16 protein-coding genes are annotated in these 20450 nt (G+C 69.4%); 7 read left to right on the top strand and 9 right to left on the bottom strand.

Annotation, left to right across the window (positions count from 1 at the left end):
• Positions 1–61: 61 nt before the first annotated feature.
• From ACQPYM_RS15795 to ACQPYM_RS15775, 5 genes are all read left to right on the top strand, one after another.
• Entirely contained in the window at positions 62–1252 is a 1191-nt protein-coding gene (locus ACQPYM_RS15795) for an acyltransferase domain-containing protein (protein ID WP_433021281.1), read from the top strand.
• Between the two features lies 1 nt (position 1253).
• On the top strand, positions 1254–2252 hold the full coding sequence (locus ACQPYM_RS15790) for a beta-ketoacyl-ACP synthase III (RefSeq protein WP_433021279.1): 999 nt from the start codon (positions 1254–1256) through the stop codon (positions 2250–2252).
• Positions 2253–2339: 87 nt separating this feature from the next.
• Entirely contained in the window at positions 2340–2588 is a 249-nt protein-coding gene (locus ACQPYM_RS15785; RefSeq protein WP_433021277.1) for an acyl carrier protein, read from the top strand.
• 140 nt (positions 2589–2728) lie between these two features.
• Entirely contained in the window at positions 2729–3964 is a 1236-nt protein-coding gene (locus ACQPYM_RS15780) for a beta-ketoacyl-[acyl-carrier-protein] synthase family protein (RefSeq protein WP_433021275.1), read from the top strand.
• A gap of 36 nt (positions 3965–4000) precedes the next feature.
• The gene (locus tag ACQPYM_RS15775) at positions 4001–5425 is read left to right on the top strand and encodes an acyl-CoA carboxylase subunit beta (RefSeq protein WP_433021273.1); all 1425 of its coding nucleotides are present in this window, start codon (positions 4001–4003) and stop codon (positions 5423–5425) included.
• 215 nt (positions 5426–5640) lie between these two features.
• Here the strand turns inward: ACQPYM_RS15775 and ACQPYM_RS15770 are convergent, their stop codons facing one another.
• From ACQPYM_RS15770 to ACQPYM_RS15750, 5 genes are all read right to left on the bottom strand, one after another.
• Positions 5641–6138: a DUF3145 domain-containing protein gene (locus ACQPYM_RS15770; RefSeq protein ID WP_132193951.1), complete on the bottom strand. Its 498-nt coding sequence runs from the start codon at positions 6136–6138 to the stop codon at positions 5641–5643.
• Between the two features lie 175 nt (positions 6139–6313).
• Entirely contained in the window at positions 6314–7381 is a 1068-nt protein-coding gene (locus ACQPYM_RS15765) for a LacI family DNA-binding transcriptional regulator (protein ID WP_433021271.1), read from the bottom strand.
• Positions 7378–8208: a carbohydrate ABC transporter permease gene (locus tag ACQPYM_RS15760; RefSeq protein ID WP_433021269.1), complete on the bottom strand. Its 831-nt coding sequence runs from the start codon at positions 8206–8208 to the stop codon at positions 7378–7380. The genes ACQPYM_RS15765 and ACQPYM_RS15760 overlap by 4 nt, the downstream gene beginning before the upstream one ends.
• The gene (locus tag ACQPYM_RS15755; protein WP_433021267.1) at positions 8205–9125 is read right to left on the bottom strand and encodes a carbohydrate ABC transporter permease; all 921 of its coding nucleotides are present in this window, start codon (positions 9123–9125) and stop codon (positions 8205–8207) included. The genes ACQPYM_RS15760 and ACQPYM_RS15755 overlap by 4 nt, the downstream gene beginning before the upstream one ends.
• 77 nt (positions 9126–9202) lie before the next feature.
• The gene (locus ACQPYM_RS15750) at positions 9203–10492 is read right to left on the bottom strand and encodes an ABC transporter substrate-binding protein (protein ID WP_433021265.1); all 1290 of its coding nucleotides are present in this window, start codon (positions 10490–10492) and stop codon (positions 9203–9205) included.
• A 309-nt stretch (positions 10493–10801) separates the two neighbouring features.
• On the opposite strand from ACQPYM_RS15750, the gene ACQPYM_RS15745 reads away from it, so the two are divergent.
• Positions 10802–13885 (top strand): glycoside hydrolase family 9 protein, encoded by a 3084-nt coding sequence (locus ACQPYM_RS15745; RefSeq protein ID WP_433021263.1) that lies wholly within the window; start codon positions 10802–10804, stop codon positions 13883–13885.
• A 9-nt stretch (positions 13886–13894) separates the two neighbouring features.
• On the opposite strand, the gene ACQPYM_RS15740 is transcribed toward ACQPYM_RS15745, so the two are convergent.
• The 3 genes from ACQPYM_RS15740 to ACQPYM_RS15730 form a co-directional block, all read right to left on the bottom strand.
• Positions 13895–14848 carry a VWA domain-containing protein gene (locus tag ACQPYM_RS15740; RefSeq protein ID WP_433021261.1) on the bottom strand — a complete coding sequence of 318 codons (954 nt, stop codon included), beginning with the start codon at positions 14846–14848 and terminating at the stop codon, positions 13895–13897.
• On the bottom strand, positions 14848–15807 hold the full coding sequence (locus tag ACQPYM_RS15735; protein WP_433021259.1) for a DUF58 domain-containing protein: 960 nt from the start codon (positions 15805–15807) through the stop codon (positions 14848–14850). Before ACQPYM_RS15735 ends, ACQPYM_RS15740 begins: the two co-directional genes overlap by 1 nt.
• A 197-nt stretch (positions 15808–16004) precedes the next feature.
• The gene (locus ACQPYM_RS15730; RefSeq protein WP_360282483.1) at positions 16005–17039 is read right to left on the bottom strand and encodes an AAA family ATPase; all 1035 of its coding nucleotides are present in this window, start codon (positions 17037–17039) and stop codon (positions 16005–16007) included.
• A gap of 203 nt (positions 17040–17242) precedes the next feature.
• Between ACQPYM_RS15730 and ACQPYM_RS15725 the strand changes: the two genes are divergently transcribed.
• Positions 17243–18106: a hypothetical protein gene (locus tag ACQPYM_RS15725; RefSeq protein WP_433021257.1), complete on the top strand. Its 864-nt coding sequence runs from the start codon at positions 17243–17245 to the stop codon at positions 18104–18106.
• A 40-nt stretch (positions 18107–18146) separates the two neighbouring features.
• Here the strand turns inward: ACQPYM_RS15725 and ACQPYM_RS15720 are convergent, their stop codons facing one another.
• Positions 18147–20426, bottom strand: coding sequence for a right-handed parallel beta-helix repeat-containing protein (locus ACQPYM_RS15720; protein WP_433021255.1), 2280 nt, complete (start codon positions 20424–20426; stop codon positions 18147–18149).
• Positions 20427–20450 lie beyond the last annotated feature (24 nt).

The following is a 20450-nucleotide window of genomic DNA, read 5'->3' as shown; positions in this document are numbered from 1 at the left end:
ACCGGTAGAATTCGTGCCGCTTCGTGCACCGCGAAGGGCCCGGCTCAGGGAGAGTTGTCACGTGCTCGTCATCGTCGCGCCCGGACAGGGCGCCCAGACCCCAGGATTCCTCGAGCCGTGGCTGGCCGACCCCGTCTTCGAGAACCGGCTGAACTGGCTGTCCGCGGTCGCCGGTCTCGACCTCGCCCACTACGGCACCAAGGCCGACGCCGAGACCATCCGTGACACCGCGATCGCGCAACCGCTGCTGGTCGCGTCGAGCATGTTGTCCGCGCTGGCGCTGTTCCCGCACCCCGGTGACGCGTTCCAGAAGATGGGCGCGCTGGCCGGTCACAGTGTCGGCGAGCTCGCCGCCGCCGTCGGCGCCGGGGTGATCAGCGCCGAGCAGGCGATGGTGCTGGTCCGCGAGCGGGGCAAGGCGATGGCCGCCGCGTCCGCGCTGACCCCGACCTCGATGACCGCGGTGCTCGGCGGGGACCGCGAGGAGATCCTGGCCAAGCTGGCGCAGTACGGGCTGACCGCGGCCAACGACAACGGTCCCGGCCAGATCGTCGCCGCCGGCACCGTCGAGGAGCTGGCCGCGCTGCAGGCCGACCCGCCGGCCAAGACCCGGCTCATCCCGCTGTCGGTGGCCGGCGCCTTCCACACCAAGCACATGGAGCCGGCCGTCGAGACGCTGGCCGGCTACGCGCGCTCGATCACCACCTACGACTCCCGCACCCGGCTGATCTCGAACCGGGACGGCCAGATCGTGCACGACGGCCGCGAGGTGCTGAGCCGGCTGGTCCAGCAGGTCAATGCGCCGGTCCGCTGGGACCTGTGCATGCAGACGATGGCCGACCTGCAGGTCACCGGCATCCTGGAGATGACCCCGGCCGGCACGCTGACCGGGATCGCCCGGCGCGCGCTCAAGGGAGTCGAGACGTTCGCGCTGAAGACGCCGGACCAGCTCGACGACGCCCGCGCCTTCGTGGACAAGCACGGCAGCCCGTCGGAGCTCGACGCGTCGCCGACCTGGCGGCTGCTGGTGGCACCGATGAAGGGCACCTTCACGCGCGCCGGGCAGATCGCCCGCGAGGCCGGTGACACCGTCGAGGCCGGTGAGGTCGTGGCGACCGTGAAGAGCCTGCGCGACGAGGTCGAGGTCCGCGCGCCGCACGGCGGCAGCGTGGTCGAGTGGTTGGTGGAAGAGGGCGACCCCGTCGCCCCAGGACAGCCGCTGGTCCGGCTGCACCCGAGTGGAGTGAACTGACATGGGCGGACAGATCGCGGAATCGACCGGCGCCGCGCACGCCGGCGTACTGGGCCTCGGCTCGTACCGGCCGCGCCGGATCGTGCCGAACTCGGAGATCCTGGAGCACATCGACTCCAGCGACGAGTGGATCCAGACCCGGTCCGGGATCAAGGAGCGCCGCTGGGCCTCCGAGGACGAGACCGTGCTGATGATGTCGACGAACGCCGCCAAGGAGGCACTGGCCGACTCCGGGATCGACCCGGCCCAGATCGGCTGTGTGGTCGTCGCGACCGTCACGCACCTGTACCAGACCCCCGCGATCGCGACCCAGATCGCCGTCGCGGTCGGGGCACCGACCGCCGCCGCCTTCGACATCTCGGCGGCCTGCGCCGGCTTCTGCTACGGCATCGCGCTGGCCAACGACCTGGTCCGCGGCGGCAGCGCGAAGTACGTGCTGGTGATCGGCGTCGAGCGGCTCAGCGACATCACCGACCGGACCGACCGCGGGACGGCGTTCATCTTCGCCGACGGCGCCGGCGCGGCCGTGGTCGGACCGTCCGACGAAGCGGGGATCGGCCCGGTGGTGTGGGGCTCCGACGGCACCCAGCACCTGGTGATCAGCCAGCGGGAGTCCTGGCAGGAGGCCCACGGCAACGCCCAGTGGCCGAACCTGATGATGGACGGCAACCCGGTGTTCCGGTGGGCCTCGTTCGAGATGGCCAAGACCGCGCAGCAGGCGCTGGACGTGGCCGGCGTGAAGGCCGAGGATCTGGACCTGTTCATCCCGCACCAGGCCAACATGCGGATCACCGACGCGATGCGCCGTACCCTGAAGCTGCCCGAGCACGTCAAGGTGGCCCGCGACATCGAGCGGCAGGGCAACACGTCGGCCGCGTCCGTCCCGCTTGCCATCGCCACGATGCGCGAGAACGGCGAGGCCAAGAGCGGGGACCTGGCCCTCATCATCGGCTTCGGCGCGGGCCTGACCTTCGCCGCCCAGGTGATCCGCCTCCCATAGTTGTCCGGTCCGGCTCAAGTGGCCGGCCCGGCTAGCACCAAACGCAGCATTCACTGCTAACACAGCTTTCGAAAGGGAAACACACAGATGGCCAGCACCGAAGAGATCCGCTCCGACCTCGCCGAGATCGTCAACGAGATCGCCGGCATCCCGGTCGAGGACGTCCAGCTGGACAAGTCCTTCACCGACGACCTCGACGTCGACTCGCTTTCCATGGTCGAGGTGGTCGTGGCCACCGAGGAGAAGTTCAGCGTCAAGATCCCCGACGACGAGGTCAAGAACCTGAAGACCGTCGGCGACGCCGTCGCGTTCATCGAGCGCGCCCAGAACGGCTGATCGACTCGACTCGATCCTGCTGGCCGTGGGGGCTCACCGGATCCGTCCGGTGAGCCACCGCTCCGGCAGCACCGGCCGGTACGCCGTACCGGACTCCCCTGGCTCAACCACTCGCTGCTACGCCGAAGGATGAGGTAACCATGTCGAAGACCCGAGTCGTGATCACCGGGCTCGGAGCGACGACCCCGGTCGGGGGCGACGTCGCCAGCACCTGGGACGCCCTGCTGGCCGGCAAGTCCGGCGCGAAGCTGCTCACCGCCGACTGGGTCGAGGAGCTGCCGGTCAAGATCGCCGCACCCGCCGCCGTCGAGCCCACCGAGATCATCGAGCGGGTGAAGGCGCGCCGGCTGGACCGCAACGCGCAGTTCGCCGTCGTCGCCGCCCGGGAGGCCTGGGCCGACTCCGGTCTGGCCGACGTCGAGCTGGACAAGACCCGCCTCGGGGTGGCGATCGCCACCGGCATCGGCGGCCTGCTCACCACCCTGGCCAACTACGACGCGCTGCAGAAGGGCCCGCGCCGGGTCTCGCCGCTGGCGATCCCGATGCTGATGCCGAACTCGGCCGCCGCCAACGTCGGCCTCGAGCTCGGTGCCCTGGCCGGCGTGCAGACCCCGGTCTCCGCCTGCGCGTCGAGCAACGAGGCCATCTCGCTGGCCGCCGACCAGATCCGGCTCGGCCGCGCCGACATCGTGGTGGCCGGTGGCGCCGAGGGTTCGATCGCCGGCCTGCCGCTGGCCGCGTTCGGTCAGATGATGGCGCTGAGCAAGCGCAACGACGACCCCGAGCGGGCGTCGCGTCCGTGGGACGCCGACCGCGACGGCTTCCTGCTCGGTGAGGGCGCCGGCGTGCTGGTGCTGGAGAGCTACGACCACGCGATCGCCCGCGGCGCGAAGATCTACGCCGAGTTCGCCGGCGCCGGGATCACCGCCGACGGTCACGACATCGTCCAGCCGGACCCGACCGGTTCGGGGGCCGAGCGCGCGATGCTGCAGGCACTGCGCGAGGGCGACCTGGCCACCGGCGACATCGTGCACATCAACGCGCACGCCACCTCGACCCCGGCCGGCGACGTCGCCGAGTCGGTGGCGATCCGCAAGGCGCTCGGCAAGGCCGCCGACCAGGCCGTGGCGACCGCACCGAAGTCGATGATCGGTCACCTGCTCGGCGCGGCCGGTGCGGTCGAGTCGATCGCGACCGTGCTCGCCCTGCACCACCGGGTGGTGCCGCCGACGATCAACCTGGACAAGGTCGACGACGGTGTCGAGCTCGACATCGCGACCGAGCCCCGCAAGCTCGGTGACGGCGACATCGCGGCCCTGAACAACTCCTTCGGCTTCGGCGGCCACAACGTCGCGCTTGCCTTCAAGTCCATCTGACCTAGCTGATGCAGTAAGACGAGCCGGGAGACCGCCATGACCACCGCCCCTGTGAAGCCGGCCAAGCTGCCGCGCGAAGAGGATCCCCGCAATCCGGTCTCCCGGCTCACCGCCCTGTTCGATCCGGGCACCCTCGAGCTGATCACCCCGGACGACCTGTCCGGCATGCTCGCGGCCCGCGGCCGGATCGCCGGGGCACCGGTGATCGCGTTCTGCTCCGACGCCACCGTGATGGGCGGCGCGATGGGCGACCAGGGCTGTGAGGTCGTCGTCGAGGCGTACCGGGTGGCGCGGGCCGAGGGGCTGCCGATCATCGGGCTGTGGCACTCCGGTGGCGCACGGCTGGCCGAGGGCGTGCTGAGCCTGCACGCGGTCGGCAAGATCTTCTTCGCGATGACCCAGGCCTCGGGCAAGATCCCGCAGATCTCGGTCGTGCTCGGCCCGGCCGCCGGCGGCGCCGCGTACGGGCCGGCGTTGACCGACATCGTGGTCCTCGGTCCGGAGGGGCGGATCTTCGTCACCGGTCCGGACGTCGTTCGCTCGGTCACCGGTGAGGACGTCGACATGTTGCGGCTCGGCGGTCCTGAGCCGCACGGCCGGCGCTCCGGGGTCGTGCACATCACCACCGACTCCGAGGCAGCCGCGATCGAGAAGGCCCGCCGGCTCGCGGACCTGTTCGCGAATCCCGGTGAGGTGTCCGGCGACGTGTCCGACACCGACCTGTCCGGTCTGCTGCCGGAGTCGGCCAAGCGCGCGTACGACGTCCACCCGCTGGTCGGCGGCGTGCTCGACGAGGACTCCGGCGTCGAGCTGCACCAACGCTGGGCACCGAACATCGTCACCATCCTCGGCCGGCTCGGTGGCCGGACCGTCGGCGTGATCGCCAACAACCCGCTGCGCCTGGGTGGCTGCCTGGACGCGTTGTCGGCGGAGAAGGCCGCCCGGTTCGTGCGGATGTGCGACGCGTTCGGCGTACCGATGGTGGTGCTGGTCGACGTCCCGGGGTACCTGCCGGGTGTCGGTCAGGAGTGGGACGGCGTCGTACGGCGAGGCGCCAAGCTGCTGCACGCCTTCGCGGAGTCCGTCGTACCGCGGGTCACGCTGGTGACCCGCAAGACCTACGGTGGCGCCTACATCGCGATGAACGCGCGCTCGCTCGGTGCGACCCGGGTGTTCGCCTGGCCACGGGCCGAGGTAGCCGTGATGGGTGCGGTCGCCGCCATCCGTGTGCTGCATCGCCGCCGGCTGGCCGAGGTCGAGCCGGAGCTGCGCTCGCAGGTCGAGGCCGAGCTGGCCGCGGAGCACGAGAAGATCGCGGGCGGGATCGAGCGCGCCCGGGAGATCGGCGTCGTCGACGAGATCGTCGAGCCCGCGAAGACCCGCTCGGCGCTGGCCGCCGCGATCGCCACCGCCGAGTCCACCGGCCGCCGCCGCGGCCACCACGGCAACATCCCGCTCTGATTCCAGACCAGACAAAGGAAAAGGCGCGGACCGTGAGGTCCGCGCCTTCTCACGTGGTGCGGCCGCTGTTTGCGACAACCGGGGGTGTCCCGACACCCGGTGGCCCAGCGGCCACGGCTCCTCCACCCTGGTGGAACGTCTGACTCACAGCATGGTCGAAAAGTTCGAGGAAGTCTTGCGGTTCTTGGCTTTCTTCTGAAGTTCTCAGGTTCCGCTCAGACGACCTGATGGAGCCAGCGGACCGGTGCGCCGTCGCCGGCGTACCGGAACGGTTCGAGCTCGTCGTCCCAGGGACGGCCGAGCAAACGCTCGACCTCCTCGGTCAGATCCGCCTCGCCACTGGCAGCCTTCAGCATCGCGGCCTTCAGCCGTTCCTCGGGCACCATGATGTCGCCGTGCACGCCGGTGGTCGCGTGGAAGACCCCGAGGGTGGGCGTGAACGAGTAGCGCTCGCCCTCGACCCCGTTGCTCGGTTCCTCGGTGACCTCGAACCGCAGCTTCTGCCAGCCGCGCAGAGCGGACGCCAGCTTGGCCGCCGTGCCGGCCTCGGCCTGCCACGACAGCTCCGCGCGGTAGGTTCCCTGCGCCGCGGGCTGCGGTGTCCAGTCGAGTTTCACGGGCACACCAAGGATGCCGCCCGCCGCCCACTCGACATGCGGGCACAACGCTGACGGCACTGTGTGGACGTAAAGAACGCCACGAGTCGTCGCCACCGGGACCTCCTGTGTGCTCGAGGGGCGCCTTCCCCAGCGTTCTCGATCACCTGCCGTCGATCCCGGACAGCGAGCTCCATACTGCACCACCAACGGGTCGGACACCAGCAGCCTCGCCGTGTCAACTACATCACCGTCGTGTCGCGATTCCTCCTCTTCCCCGTCGCGGCGGCGTTCAGGCCGAGGAACGGACCACCAGGCGGGTGGGCAGGATCAGCGGGCTGGGTTGGTCGCCGGCCATCAGAGCAAGCAGCATCCGGGCCATCTCCCGGCCCAGTGCGTGGATCGGCTGATTGATCGTCGTCAGCGGTGGGGAGGTGTGACGAGCGCCGGCGATGTCGTTGAAGCCGATGACGGCGACCTCGGCCGGTACCGACCGGCCGGCCCGGGCCAGAACGCGCAGCGCGCCGATGGCCATCTGGTCGGAAGCGACGAAGACGGCATCGAGGTCCGGAGCGCGAGACAGCAGCCGCGCCATCGCCTGACTGCCGCCGTCCTCGCTGAAGCCGCCGTGCTCCACCAGGCTGCTGTCGAGCCTCGCCACGGCCAACGCATCCTGGAAGCCTTGCAGCCGGGCCGTTCCGGCACCCTCGTCCAGCCGCCCGGTGATCGTCGCGATCTTCCGGCGACCGGCCGCGACCAGATGTTCGGTGGCCAGCCGCGCTCCCCCGCGGTTGTCCGCGTCGACGTAGTACCGGGGCTCGAAGTTCAGCGGGCGGCCGCCGAAGACGACCGGTACCGACGCCTTGTCGGCGAGGCTGGCGAGCGGGTCGTCGCCGTGCAGGGACATCAGCATCACCCCGTCGGCCTGCCTGGTCCGCAGCAACTGCTCCAGTCGAGCCTGTCCCCGCGACGAGGTGGCGAGCGAGAGCATCAGTTCCAGCTCGGTCTCCTCCAGGACGGAGTTGATACCGATCACCACCTCGGCGAAGAACGGGTCCGCGAACATCGCCGGATCGTCGCCCGAGATGGCCAGCACGACCGCGCCGACCTGCTGGGTGGCCAGCGCGCGAGCCGTTGCGTTGGGCACGTAGCCGAGATCGTCGATCGCCCGCTGGACCGCCTCGCGTTTGGCCCGGCTCACGTGCGGCGCGTTGTTGATCACCCGCGACGCCGCGGACCGCGACACCCCGGCCCGCTCGGCAACCTCGTCGAGCGTCGGTTGCCGCCTGGGCGTCTCGGTCGCCACTCTCGCCGTCTCCTTCTCGATCGCCTTACCTGGCCGCGACTGTATCCCGGTCATCCGCGGACAGCTCCGTCCATGATGCCGCCGATGATCTGGCGGCCGAACAGGATGAACGCCAGCAACAACGGCACCGTCGCGATCAACGTGCCGGAGAACATCAACGTGTAGTCGGTGTAGTACTGCGAGGCCAGCTGGCTGAGCGAGAACTGCACGGTCGGGTTGTCCGCCTCCAGGATCGCCAGTGGCCAGAGGAACTCGTTCCAGGTGCTCATGAAGGTGAACAGACCCAGTACTGCGGCACCGGGGCGCAGCGCCGGTGACACGACTCGGACGAACAGCCCGAACGTGCTGCAGCCGTCCAGCCGCGCCGCCTCGATGAGCTCGTCCGGTACCGCGCGTTCGGCGTACTGGCGCATCAGGAAGACGCCGAAGGCGGAGACCAGGAACGGCACGATCACCGCCTGCAACTGGTTCTGCCAGCCGAGTTTCACCATCACCATGTAGAGCGGCACGATGCCCATCTGGACCGGAACCATCATGGTCGCCAAGACGACGAGCAGCAGCGCGTTGCGGCCGCGGAAGCGCAGCTTGGCGAAGGCGAAGCCGGCCAGCGAGGAGAAGAAGACCACCGACACCGTGACGGCGACCGAGGCGATCATCGAGTTGATCATGCCGCGGGCGAAGTGCGCTTCGGGGGCGGCGAAAAGGCGGCTCACGTTCTCGCCCAGGTTGCCGCCCGGCAGGAGTGGCGGCGGCATCTGCCCGACCACGTCGTTGGAACGGGTGGCCACGACGAAGAGCCAGTAGAGCGGGAAGACCGACAGCACCAGGCTGACCAGCAAGGTCAGGTAGACGAGGCTGTTCCCCGCGGTCCGTCGTCTCATTGACTGCCACCCTTCCAGCGGCGGGCGATCAGCGCGTTCGCGACGCCGACCACGACGGTGAGCAGGAAGATCGCCCAGGCGATCGCCGACCCGTAGCCGTAGTCGAAGTTCTGGAAGCTCTGCTCGAACATGTACATCGCGATGGTCTGGAACTGCCGCAGGCTGCCACCGGAGATGTCGCCCTGGCCGAACAGCAGTGGCTCGGTGAACAACTGCATGCCGCCGATCGTCGACATCACCACGGTGAAGATCAGGGCCGGGCGGATCAGCGGCACGGTGATCGACCGGAACTGCCGGATCGCGCCCGCACCGTCGATCTGCGCCGCCTCGTACAGCTCCCCCGGGATCGCCTGGATCGCGGCCAGGTAGATCAGCGCGTTGTATCCCGTCCAGCGCCAGTTGACCATGCTCGCGACGGCGATCCAGGACGACGCCTTGCTCGCCTGCCAGTCGATCGGGCCGGCCCCGACCAGCCCGATCACCCCGTTGACCAGCCCAGTGTCGCGGCCGTAGAGCTGCCCGAAGACGATCGCGACGGCCGCCACCGAGGTGACGATCGGCGCCAGCACGCCGAGCCGGAACATCGTCAGCGCCCGGATCGGGCGGTTGAGCAGGCCCGCGATGACGAGGGCGAAACACAGCTGCGGCACGGTCGACAGCACGAACAGGCCGAGCGTGTTCACCATCGCGTTCCAGAAGTCGGGATCCCCGGCCAGCCGCGAGTAGTTCCGCAGCCCGACGAATCCCGCGTCCCCGGTCAGCTCCCACGACCGCAGCGACACCCACGCGGTGTACACCAGCGGAAACAGCCCGAAGAGCGCGAACAACCCGAAGAACGGAGTGATGAAGAGGTACGGCGATCCGTGCAGATCAAGGCGGTTGCGCCGCTCTGCCCAGGCCCCACCTGGTCGCGGCATCCGCCCGCGACTCCCGTCGCGTCCGCGCCCGCCCGCTGCCTCGGCAGCCGGCGAGGGCGGACGGCTCAACGTGGCACTCACTTGTCGATCGCGCGCTTCGCGTCGTTCATCGCCTTCGTCCAGGCCTGGTCGGGCTGGAGTTTGCCCTGCTCGACCGCGGTGAGGGCGTCGCCGATGCCGTCGCCGACCACCTGGTTGTCAGGACCCAGGTAGACCGGCCGCAGGCTCTTGGCCGACTGACCGAAGATCTTTCCGACCGGCGCGTTGTTGAAGTAGGCGTTGACGGCACCCGACACCGCCGGGTCGTCGATGGCCTGCGGTGCGGACGGGAAGTTGTTCTTCGCCTTGAAGGCCGCGATCTGACCCTGCGGGCTGGTCAGGAACTTGGCCAGCTCGGCAGCCTCCTCCGGATGCTTGCTCTGCGCCGGTACGGCGAGGAACGAGCCGCCGCGCACCGCGCCCTCACCCGGCACCCGGGCGACATCCCACTTGCCGGCGTTGCCCGGGCCGGCCTGGTCCTTGATGATGCCGAGCATCCACGCCGGGCACGGAATGGTCGCGAAGCTGCCGGTCTTGAAGCCCGCGTTCCAGGCCGGACTCCACATCTGCAGCTTGCCGGACAAACCCGCGCCGACCATGGCGACCGTCTGGTCCCAGGCGGCCCGGACGCCGGGGTTGCTGTCGGCGATCAGCTTGTTCGAGCGGTCGAAGTAGGTCTCGTCACCCTGCTGCATCAAGATGTTCTGGTAGACGCCGCCGGCGGTGTCGAAAAAGCTCGCACCGGTGCCGGCCGCAACGAACTTCTTGCCGGTGGCAAGGTATCCGTCCCAGGTCGGCCAGAGTGCGCCGACCTCGGCGCGGTCGGTCGGCAAGCCGGCCTTGGCGAACAGGTCGGTCCGATAACACATGCCCTGGGCCCCGATATCGGTGCCCAGGCCAACGAGTTTTTTGCCGTCCGGGGTCAGTGCCTGCTGCCACTTCCAGTCCAGGAAGTTGCCCTTCAGGTCGCCCGCCCCCTGGTCGAGGAGGTTGACGAACTGATCGGGCTTGGCCATCAGCTTGATCAGGATGCCCTCCTCCAGCGCGACCACGTCCCCCGCGCCGTGGCCGGCCGTCAGCCACTGCTGCAGCTTGGGGGTGTAGTCGGCCAGCTTGGCGATGTTGTCCTGCTTGACGTTGATGTTCGGATGCGACGACTCGTAGCTCTTGATCAGCTCTTCGTAGCCGAACTGGCCGAAGGTCTTGATCGTCAGCGTCACCTTGCCGTCCGCCGACTCCGCACCGTCATCGCCTCCGCACCCGGCCATCACCAGCGTCATCCCCACGGCGGCAGCCAGAGTGACGGTAAACGCTTTCCCGACTCGCATCGTAAAACCCTTTCGTTCCGGGCAGATTTTGGAAGCGCTCCCAGTACTCCGGGCGCCGAGGCCACGGTGACGCCGCTGAGTCAGCGCCGGCCAGAACCCGTACTGCTGAGGGGCGGGTACTCGGGTTCAAAACTGGGAGCGCTTCCGGTCGACCATAGGGCACTCCGGACCGGTTGTGAAGAGCACGTTTCCCGCTCATTTCAGTCTTGACACGTCGCCGACCCGTCGGCACCATGCACAGGGACGCCGCTGACTCGAAGGCCGAAAGTGAAAGCGCTCCCAGCGCATTCCCGTCCGGAGGCAGCTCCCATGAACAGATTCCGAAGGCATCCGGCGATCGGCCTGATCGTCCTCCTCCTGATCCCCGCGACCGGCACTGTTCCAGCGGCGGCCGACGGCCCGCAGTACGAGCGGGTGCTGAACGGGACCTTCGACAGCGGCAGCAAGAGCCCGTGGTGGTCCAGTGGGAACACGCCCTCGACCGTTGTCGACGGCCGGCTGTGCGCGCAGATCCCGGGCGGCACGGTCAACGTCTGGGACGCGATGATCGGCCAGGACGACGTGCCGGTGGAGAACGGTCAGCCGTACACACTGCGGTTCGACGCTTCGGCCAGCCGGGCCGCCGATTTCCGGGCGGTCGTCCAGACGGCGTCGCTGCCACGAGCGACGGTCCTCAACAAGGGCGTCGCGGTCACCACGACCGCGCAGACCTTCGAGTTCACCGCCACCTCGCCGACGACCTCGGAGCACACCCAGATCACTTTCCAGGCCGGCGGCAGCGCGGAGCCGTTCACGCTCTGCCTGGACAACATCTCGTTCGTCGGCGGTGTCGTGCCACCTGGTGGGGTACGGGACTTCGGGTCGCCGGTGCGGGTGAACCAGCTCGGCTACCTGCAGGCCGGGCCGAAGCGGGCGACCTACGTCACCGACGAGACGACAGCGCAGCTCTGGCGCCTGCTCGACGCCCAGAACGAGGTTGTCGCTGAAGGCAACACAAAGCCGTTCGGCGCCGACGCGATCTCGGGTTCCAAGGTCCAGCTGGTCGACTTCGCGCAGTACCGCGGCGCGGGTGAGGGCTATCGGCTGGCGGTCGGTGCCCGGCTCAGCGAGCCCTTTGCCATCAGCAACGACCTGTACCAGTCGCTGCGTCAGGACGCGCTCGCCTACTTCTACCACAACCGCAGCGGCATCCCGATCGAGGCCGGGTACGTCGGCGCGGAGCGGGCGCGGGCCGCGGGACATCTCGGGGTCGCGCCGAACCAGGGTGACACGTCGGTCCCCTGCCTGCCTGGCACGTGCACGTACAGCCTCGACGTACGGGGTGGCTGGTACGACGCCGGCGACCACGGCAAGTACGTCGTCAACGGGGCACTGGCTGCCTGGCAGCTGCTCGACCTGTTCGAGCAGACCGGCGACCAGCCGTTGCGGATCCCGGAAGCGGGGAACAAGATTCCCGACGTCCTGGACGAGGCGAAGTGGCAGCTCGACTTCCTGCTCCGGATGCAGGCGCCGTCGGGGCTGGTCCATCACAAGATCCACGACCTGAGGTGGACCGGCCTGCCGCTCGAGCCTGCCGACGATCCGCAGCCGCGATACCTCCATCCCCCGTCGACCGCCGCCACCCTCAACGTCGCCGCGGTCGGTGCCCGGTGTGCGCGGGTCTATGCGCGCTGGGACAAGACGCTGGCCGGTCGTTGTCTCACGGCGGCGGACAGGGCCTGGAAGGCAGCGCTGCGAAACCCGGCGATCTTCGCACCCGACGGCGGCGAGGGCGGCGGCGCCTACGAGGACGGCAAGGTGACCGACGAGTTCTCCTGGGCGGCGGCCGAGCTTTTCGCGACCACCGGCAAGCACGCCTACAAGAAGGCCGTCACGACCCAGTTGAAGGCGGCTGACGGCTTCTCCTGGCAGGAGACCGGCGGCCTGGCGGACCTCGCGCTCGCCCGGGTTCCGCGACGCCTGCCGCTGCTCGAGCAGTGGAAGCTGACCCAGCGAATCAGCAAGGTCGCCGACCAGTACGTGGCCAACCAGCGATCGCAGGGCTACGCCAATCCGTATCTCCCGGCGGACGGCAAGTACGTCTGGGGATCCAACAGCGCCGTCGCGAACAACTCGATGATCATCGCAACGGCTTTCCACCTGACCCGCCACCGCAAGTACCGCGACGCGGCGCTGGAGTCGCTCGACTACCTGCTCGGCCGGAACGCGATCAACCAGTCCTACGTGACCGGTTACGGCGAGCGGGACAGCCATCATCAGCACCACCGCTTCTGGGCGAAGGCCCTCGACCCAGCCCTCCCCTCGCCCGCGCCCGGATCACTGGCGGGCGGACCGAACTCCGGCCTGCAGGACCCCGTTGCCCAACGCAAGCTCCAGGGTTGCGCACCGGCCACCTGCTACGTCGACGACATCGGCTCCTACTCCACCAACGAAGTCGCCGTGAACTGGAACTCAGCCCTCGCCTGGCTGACCGCCTTCGCGGATACGTCGGTTCCCAGGCAACCCAAGACCCTCGCCGGCCCGATCAACCTGACCACCGGCTTCTACGTCGATCCGAACTCCACCCCCAGGACGTGGGTGAACAGCCACAGCGGCGACTCCCGCGCGGCGACCATCAACGCCAATATCGCGACCAAACCGATGGCCCGCTGGTTCGGCAACCCCCCGGCCGGTACGACGATCGGCGCGCAGGTCGGCGCCTTCGTGGGAGCCGCCGACAACGCGGACAAACTGCCGGTCCTGGTCGCCTACAACCTGCCCGGCCGGGACGCGTGTGGCGGTCACTCGGGTGGCGGAGCCGGGTCGCCGGCGGCGTACCGGTCCTGGGTCGCGGCGTTCGCGGACTCGATCGGCACCCGCCCGGCCGTGGTGGTGATCGAGCCGGACGCGCTCGGTGACTTCGAGTGCATGACGTCGGCACAGATTGCCGAGCGCAACGGAATGCTGTCCTTCGCCACCCAGCAGTTCAAGGACCGGGCACCGAACACCTGGGCCTACCTCGACGCGGGCAACGCCGGCTGGGTGCCGGCGGCAACGATGGCGCAGCGTCTGCAGGGCGCGGGGATCGCCAACGCGCACGGCTTCGCGGTGAACGTCTCGAACTACTACACGACCAGCGCCTCGGTCACCTATGCCACCAACGTGCGCAGCGGTCTCGGCACGGCCAAACCGTTCGTGATCGACACCAGCCGCAACGGCAACGGGTCCAACGGCCAGTGGTGCAACCCGGCCGGCCGCAGGCTCGGCAGCACAGCGCAACAAGGCGGCGGGGCCGAGATGCTGCTCTGGATCAAGGTCCCCGGCAACTCCGACGGCCCGTGCGGAATCGCGCCGACCATCCCCGCGGGTCAGTTCAGCCCCGACCTCGCCGTACGGCTGATCAATGGCACCTGAGCCAGTGGGTTACGGGAAGCGGGAGGCCAGCGCGATGCAGGCGCCGGCCGTGGCGAGGGTCAGGAGCATCGCGATCCCGGCGAAGCGGGAGGTGACTTCCTTGTCGACCTGGTCGTAGCCGACCGAGGAACCGATGTCCTTGTAGACGCCTTCGAGCTCGCCGGCGGACTCGGCCGTGTAGGCCTCGCCGTCGGTGATCTCGGCGACGCTGCGCAGCTCGGCGCGGTCCGGGGGGACGCGCTGGCGGATGCCGTCCATCTCGATGAAGCCCGAGTCGGTACCGAAGGTGATCGTGTAGACGGGCGTGTTCTTCGCCTTGGCCGCCTGCGCGCCCTCCTGGGCGGTCCGGCCGACCGTGCGCTTACCGTCCGACAGCAGCACGATGCGCGCCGGGGCCGGGTCGTTCGGGTGATCCGGGTCCGGCGGGACCTGGGTCAGTGCCTGCAGGGAGGTGAAGATGCCCTCGCCGGTCGCGGTGGACTCGGCCAGCTCGAGGCCGTCGATCGACCGCTGCACGGTGGCCCGGTCAGTGGTCGGCGGCACGATGATGGAGGCCGTACCTGCGAAGTTGACCAGCGCCACGTTGAACTTGGCCGGCAGCTGGTTGACGAAGTTCTTCGCCGACTTCTTCGCCGCCTCCAGCCGGTTCGGGTCGACGTCGGTGGCCATCATCGACAGCGAGACGTCGATCGCGACCACGATGGTGGCCCGCTCCCGCGGCACCTTCACCTCGTCCTTGGGCTGCGCGAAGGCGATGATGCACGACGCCACGGCGAACAGCGCCAGCACGACGGCCAGGTGCCGGCGCCACTGCGGACGGCGCGGCGCGACCCGGTCGAGCAGCGCGATGTTGGTGAAGCGCAGCGCGTACTGCGCGCGCCGGTGCTGCAGGATCACGTAGGCGGCCACGACGACCGGGATGATCAGCAGGAACCACAGTCTGGCCGGAGACAGGAACTCCATCAGCGAGCCACTCCCTTCGGCGGTTGGTGCAGGCGGGGCGCCATCCGCCGGTAGGCGAGGACGAACCGGACGGTGTCGGCGACCCAGTCGCGGTCGGTCCGCAGGACCAGATGTCCGGCGCCTACCCTCCGCAGGGCGATCCTGGTGCGTTCCCGCTGCGCCAGCGCGGCCGCGGTGTACTGCTCACGGACCCGGCGCTTGCGGGTGTCGATCTCCCGGATCGCTCCGGTCTCCGGGTCGCCGATCATCACGACGCCGATGTTGGGCAGTTCCAGTTCGCGCGGGTCGATGATCTCGACCGCGAGCACCTGGTGCTGAGCGGTCAGCTTGCGCATCGCGCGCTCCCAGGACGGCTCCATCCGGCTGTCGGTCTCGCCGTCCTCGGGGGTCAGGAAGTCGGACACGATCACCCGCAGACCGCGCTTGCGCTGGGTCCTGGCCATCGAGTCCAGCGCACCGGCCAGGTCGCTGCGGGCCTGGTGCTCGCCGTGGTCGGTCTCGGCCAGCAACGCCCGGAGCAGACCGTAGAGCGCCAGCCGCCCGGACCTGGCCGGCCAGCGGCGCAGCGACGAGTCACGGAGCATCAGGCCGCCGAAGCGGTCACCGAGCCGGTGGGTCAGGAAGCCGACGGTGGCGACCGCCGCGACGGCCAGTTCGCGCTTCTCGAGCTGGGAGGTGCCGAAGTCCATCGAGGCGGACAGGTCGACCAGCGCCCACGTCTCCAGCTCCCGGTCCGCGATCAGGTCGCGGACGTGCGGGACCGTAGTACGGGCTGTGACGGCCCAGTCCATCCGGCGGACGTCGTCACCGACCTGGTACTCGCGGGCCTCGGCCAGCTCGGTGCCCGGGCCGGGCAGCAGGCCGAGGTGCTCCCCGTGCAGCATGCCCTCCAGCCGGCGGACGACCGTCAGCTCCAGCCGCCGCAGGGCACGCTCGGGAGCGAGCTGCGAGATCGTCATCGCAACTCGCGGGTCTGGTCGGTTGGCCATAGGTCAGTGTCCCCCGTCGGGGGATGCTTGAGTGATTGCGGCGTCCAGGTGCGTGCATCGCGGTGCTGGACGAGCGTCCTCGATGCGGAGCATCGTGGACGGTCGGCTAGTGCCGTGAGGTGCGTGCCTGGGCGTCGCAAGCGCCAAGCATCCTCCGACGGGGGGCACTAGACGAATTCCGGTCGGCCGGAGCCGTCGGTGCCGTCGCGCCAGACGGGCTGCGGCGGCGGGACGGTGGCCAGGATCCGCTCGACCACGGCGCGCGGGTCGATGTTGTCGGCAACGGCGTCGAAGGTCAGCCCGAGCCGGTGACCCATCACGTCGAGGGCGACCGTCTGGACGTCGCTCGGCAGCAGGTAGTCGCGGCCGTGGATCAGCGCCAGCGCGCGGCCGGCCGCCACCAGGCCGAGGGTGGCCCGCGGGCTGACCCCGAGCTCGATGATCGGCTCCAGGTCGGGCAGGTGGAAGTCGGACGGGGTCCGGGTCGCCATCACCAAGCGGACCGCGTACTCCGCGACGAGGTTGTGCACGAAGACCTGCTCGGCCGAGCGCTGCAGCTCCATGATCGTCTCGGGCTTCAGCACCTGGCGCGGCTGCGGCGGGTCGACGCTCATCCGGCGGAGGATCTCGAACTCCTCGTGACCGCGCGGATGCGGTACGTCGATCTTGACCAGGAACCGGTCCCGCTGGGCCTCGGGCAACGGGTAGACGCCCTCGGACTCGATCGGGTTCTGGGTGGCGATCACGATGAACGGCTTGGGCATCGGGAAGGTCTGGCCGCCGATCGACACCTGCCGCTCGGCCATCAGCTCCAGCATCGCCGACTGCACCTTGGCCGGCGCCCGGTTCACCTCGTCGGCCAGCACGAAGTTCACGAAGGTCGGCCCGAGCTCGATGTCGAACGCCTCGCGGGTCTGCCGGTAGATCCGGGTGCCGACGATGTCGGAGGGCACCAGGTCGGGGGTGAACTGGATCCGGGCGAACGAACCACCGACCACCGACGCGAAGGTCCGCACCGCCAGCGTCTTGGCGACGCCGGGCACCCCTTCGAGCAGGCAGTGTCCCTTGGCCAGCAGCGACACCATCAGCGTCTCGACCATGTGCTCCTGGCCGACGATCACCCGCTTGACCTCGCTGATCGCCTCGCTGACCAGATGGGACTGCTGGGCCACTGACCCTGCCGGCACAGTGGTTTCGGTCATGCCTGTCCTTCCGGGGTCCAGTTCGGACCTTGTCTGCGCTCGGGAACTGCCGCCATTCCATCAGATGGCCGGGCCCGCGCACGAGCGCGCCCCACCCGGTTCCCCTCCTATCCTCCCCACCCGCCCAAATCCGAACACTCCGGTACGGCGTACGGGGCGGGCTGGGCGACACTGCTACCAGGGATGTGGTGGGATTGGTACTGATGACCGCGACCGACTCCCACACCGAAACGGCGGCGCCGTCGGAGCCCAAGGCTCCGGCCGAGGCGCCCGCACCGGTGCTGCCGGACGCATTGCCGCTGCTGCCGGAGGACCCGCCGCGGGTCGGTGACTTCTGGCTGCGAGCCCGGCTCGGCGCGAATGCGGCCGGTTACCTGTACGCGGCCAGTGACGAGACCGGCCGCGACGCCGTGGTCGCGCTGATGACCGAGGGCGCGGCCGACGACGCGGCGGCCCGGGACCGGTTCGTCACCGCGGTCGACGAGCTGCCGTCCGGAGTCGTGCTGGCGCACAACGACGCGGACGACGACGACCTGGCGCTCTGGGTGGCGCTCGGGCCGATCCGGACCGATGACGGGTCGAGTGCCGCCGCCGACGAGCGGGAGATCGCCGAGCGGCGTGGCGAGGACGTGCTCTCGGCGGTCCTGATGGACCGGATCCCGCCGATGGGCGGCCGCGTCCGCGGGCCGGACTTCCGGCACTACTGGGAGCACCGTCGCCGCCCGGGCCTGTTCCGGATCTGGCCGTTGCCGTGGCCGTCGGCGCTGCGGCCGGCCTCCTGGTTCGCGATCACGATGTCGCTGATCGCGATGGCGATCATCATGGTGCTGGCGATCCTGATCGCCTGGCTGCTGTTCCGCAACGCCCCCGAGGTGGAGCCGGAACCGGTGATCCCGTCACCGAGCGACACCATCACGATCACCGTCACCCCGACGAGCCCGCCGCCCAGCAGCGAAGGCCCGGGAACGCCGCAGCCCTCACCAACCGTCACCACCGGCCCCCGCCCAACCGGCGGCACCCCAGGCACAGGCAGCCCCGGCACCCCGGACCCCAGCGACCGCTTCTAACCACGCGGCCGACCCTCCGAGGAGGGCCGGCCGGTGATGGTTACAGGGAGTTTCTGATCGCCGTTGCCTTCGCCACCAACTGAGTAGCGGCGGCGGCCGGGATCTTCTTGCCCGACTGCGACTTCACCTCGAGGATGAAGGCGTTCAGCAGCACCTTCGCGGCAGGCTTCTGGTTCGCCTTGAGCGCGACCCGGGCCAGTTCGAGCTTGAGCACCAGCGACTTCTCGAGCGGCTTGTACAGGTGCAGCGCCTTGAGCTCGGCGATCAGGGCCTTCAACGCCTGGTCCGGGTTGGCCGGCGCGACCGTCTCGACGAACTCGACCGACCCGGCGTCACAGTTCGCGCCGAGCGGCCGGGCCTGCAGCCGCTGGTCGTCCACCGCCGTGCAGTTCGCCACCGGTACCCGGCCACCGAGCGGACTGGTTGCTGCGGGCAACCGTCCGGACGGGTAGCCGTTCGTCAACGGACCGAGCTGCGGATCGGCAGCTGTCACCAGGTCCGAGGCGATCGTGCCGCAGGTGGCGTCCCGTAGTACGGAGAAACCACCCGAGACGGAGTTGAACGCGCCGCCCACGCCCGCGCACGCGGTACCGGTGATCGGCAGGACCAGGGCGCTGCGGTTGAGGTGGACCGTGGCCGCCGGGACCGCGGCGATGTGCGCGCCGGTGGTGGCGGTGTCATCGGCCATCGTCACGTGGGTCAGCGTGACGTGGATGGCCCCGGTGATGTTGAGGCCACCGCCGACCGCGGCGGTGTTGCCGTTGATGGTGGAGTTCAAGAAGCTGGCCCCGAGCCCCGAGATGCGCGCGCCGCCACCGGTACCAGTGGCCGGTACGACGGTGTTGGCGTTGATCGTCGACTTGTCGAAGGTGATCGATTCGGCCGCCAGGTCCAGCCCGGCGCCGTTGGCCGCCTTGTTGTCGTAGATCTTGGCACCCTCGAAGTCGGCTTGGTAAGCGAAGCCGACCTTGACGCCGCCACCGTTCCCGGTCGCGGTGTTGCCCGCGATGATCGGCTGGAAGCCGCTGAGCGCGCCCTGGCTGCTGCTGAAGATCCCACCACCGTCGGTGCCGGCGGTGTTGTTCAGGATCTCGGTCGTGTCCACCGCCACCGAGGTGGGCGGACCGGGCGTGACGTACGCCAGACCGCCGCCACGCTGGGCCGCCGTGTTGCCGATCAGGCTGCCCTTGTACATGGTGAGGTTGCCGACCCCGACCGAAACGCCACCGCCGTCACCGGCCGAGATGTTGTTGTCGATCGTGGTCCGGTCCAGGTACGTCGTCGCGGTGTTGCCGCCGTCCTCGACCAGGACCGGCGGGACGTTCAGGCCACCACCGGTCGTGGTGGTCTTGTTGCCGCTGATCGTGGACAGGCCGATGTTGATCGACGACGCCGGCGTCCCGTTGCGCTGCGACATCGAGAAGGAGATGCCCCCGAGCGCGTCGGCCGCGGTCAGTCCGTTGCCGTTGACGCCACTGGAGTACATGGTCAGCCCGCCGCAGTTGCCGCAGCGGATCCCGACCCGGCCGTTGTCCTGGATCTGGGTGAAGTTCACCGACATCTTGTTGGCCGGGAAGCCCTGGCCGGTGTTGCTGATCCCGGCGCGGGTGTTGCGCGAGATGGTCGAGTTGTCGATCTGCAGCGGGTAGCCGTCGACCAGCGAGATGCCGGAGCCGGTGTTGTCCGAGATCGTGGTGCCGTCCAGCTTCGCCGAGCAGTTGTCACAGCTGACGATGCTGCCGGTGTTGTGGTGCAGGTTGCTGCCGTTCAGCGTCAGCCGGTACGGCGTGGTGCCGTGGTCGAAGCTGGACCAGACGACCGAACCGCCCGGCGACAGCACGTTGCGGACCTCGACGTTTGCCATCAGCAACTCGCTGTCCGAGCGAACGGCGGCGCCTTCCAGCGCGGTCGCCGCGGTGTTCGGACCGCCGTCGATGATCAGGTCCTGCAGCTCCAGCCGGCCGGCGTGGTCGGTGCTGTCGATGATGCCGACCGCGTCGCAGCCCTGGTCGATCGTCGAACCGTTGCCCTGGACAACGAGTTCGTGGCCCTCGGCATGGGTGAGCGGACCGGTGCAGGTGGTCAGCGGGTAGATCTGTGCGGCGCCGAGCCCGATCACGTCGTCGACGCCGTTCGAGCCGGCGGCCGCGAACGCCTCCCGCAGCGAGGTCTGCCCATCGCCTCCATCGACTGTGTCGGCCGTCGTGGTGACGGTGATGGTGGCGGCTGAAGCGGCCGGCGCGACGACCGCGACCAGGCCGGAGCCGAGCAGCCCGGCCAGCGCGGCGGCGCGCAGGCAGGACGCAGTGATTCTGGACATGTATCCCCCCACAGGAATCGAAGG

This window comes from Kribbella sp. CA-294648 (genome assembly GCF_050943845.1).
In the GTDB taxonomy this organism is placed as follows: domain Bacteria; phylum Actinomycetota; class Actinomycetes; order Propionibacteriales; family Kribbellaceae; genus Kribbella.
This window is presented reverse-complemented; position numbering and strand designations above follow the sequence as displayed.

Excerpts from the sequence above, each read along its gene's own strand:
- ACQPYM_RS15775 (WP_433021273.1), top strand. The coding sequence starts at position 4,001 with ATGACCACCGCCCCTGTGAAGCCGGCCAAGCTGCCGCGCGAAGAGGAT.
- ACQPYM_RS15720 (WP_433021255.1), bottom strand. The coding sequence starts at position 20,426 with ATGTCCAGAATCACTGCGTCCTGCCTGCGCGCCGCCGCGCTGGCCGGG.
- ACQPYM_RS15760 (WP_433021269.1), bottom strand. The coding sequence starts at position 8,208 with ATGAGACGACGGACCGCGGGGAACAGCCTCGTCTACCTGACCTTGCTG.
- ACQPYM_RS15780 (WP_433021275.1), top strand. The coding sequence starts at position 2,729 with ATGTCGAAGACCCGAGTCGTGATCACCGGGCTCGGAGCGACGACCCCG.
- ACQPYM_RS15740 (WP_433021261.1), bottom strand. The coding sequence starts at position 14,848 with ATGGAGTTCCTGTCTCCGGCCAGACTGTGGTTCCTGCTGATCATCCCG.
- ACQPYM_RS15730 (WP_360282483.1), bottom strand. The coding sequence starts at position 17,039 with ATGACCGAAACCACTGTGCCGGCAGGGTCAGTGGCCCAGCAGTCCCAT.
- ACQPYM_RS15755 (WP_433021267.1), bottom strand. The coding sequence starts at position 9,125 with ATGCCGCGACCAGGTGGGGCCTGGGCAGAGCGGCGCAACCGCCTTGAT.
- ACQPYM_RS15785 (WP_433021277.1), top strand. The coding sequence starts at position 2,340 with ATGGCCAGCACCGAAGAGATCCGCTCCGACCTCGCCGAGATCGTCAAC.
- ACQPYM_RS15765 (WP_433021271.1), bottom strand. The coding sequence starts at position 7,381 with ATGACCGGGATACAGTCGCGGCCAGGTAAGGCGATCGAGAAGGAGACG.
- ACQPYM_RS15750 (WP_433021265.1), bottom strand. The coding sequence starts at position 10,492 with ATGCGAGTCGGGAAAGCGTTTACCGTCACTCTGGCTGCCGCCGTGGGG.
- ACQPYM_RS15735 (WP_433021259.1), bottom strand. The coding sequence starts at position 15,807 with ATGACGATCTCGCAGCTCGCTCCCGAGCGTGCCCTGCGGCGGCTGGAG.
- ACQPYM_RS15745 (WP_433021263.1), top strand. The coding sequence starts at position 10,802 with ATGAACAGATTCCGAAGGCATCCGGCGATCGGCCTGATCGTCCTCCTC.
- ACQPYM_RS15790 (WP_433021279.1), top strand. The coding sequence starts at position 1,254 with ATGGGCGGACAGATCGCGGAATCGACCGGCGCCGCGCACGCCGGCGTA.
- ACQPYM_RS15725 (WP_433021257.1), top strand. The coding sequence starts at position 17,243 with ATGACCGCGACCGACTCCCACACCGAAACGGCGGCGCCGTCGGAGCCC.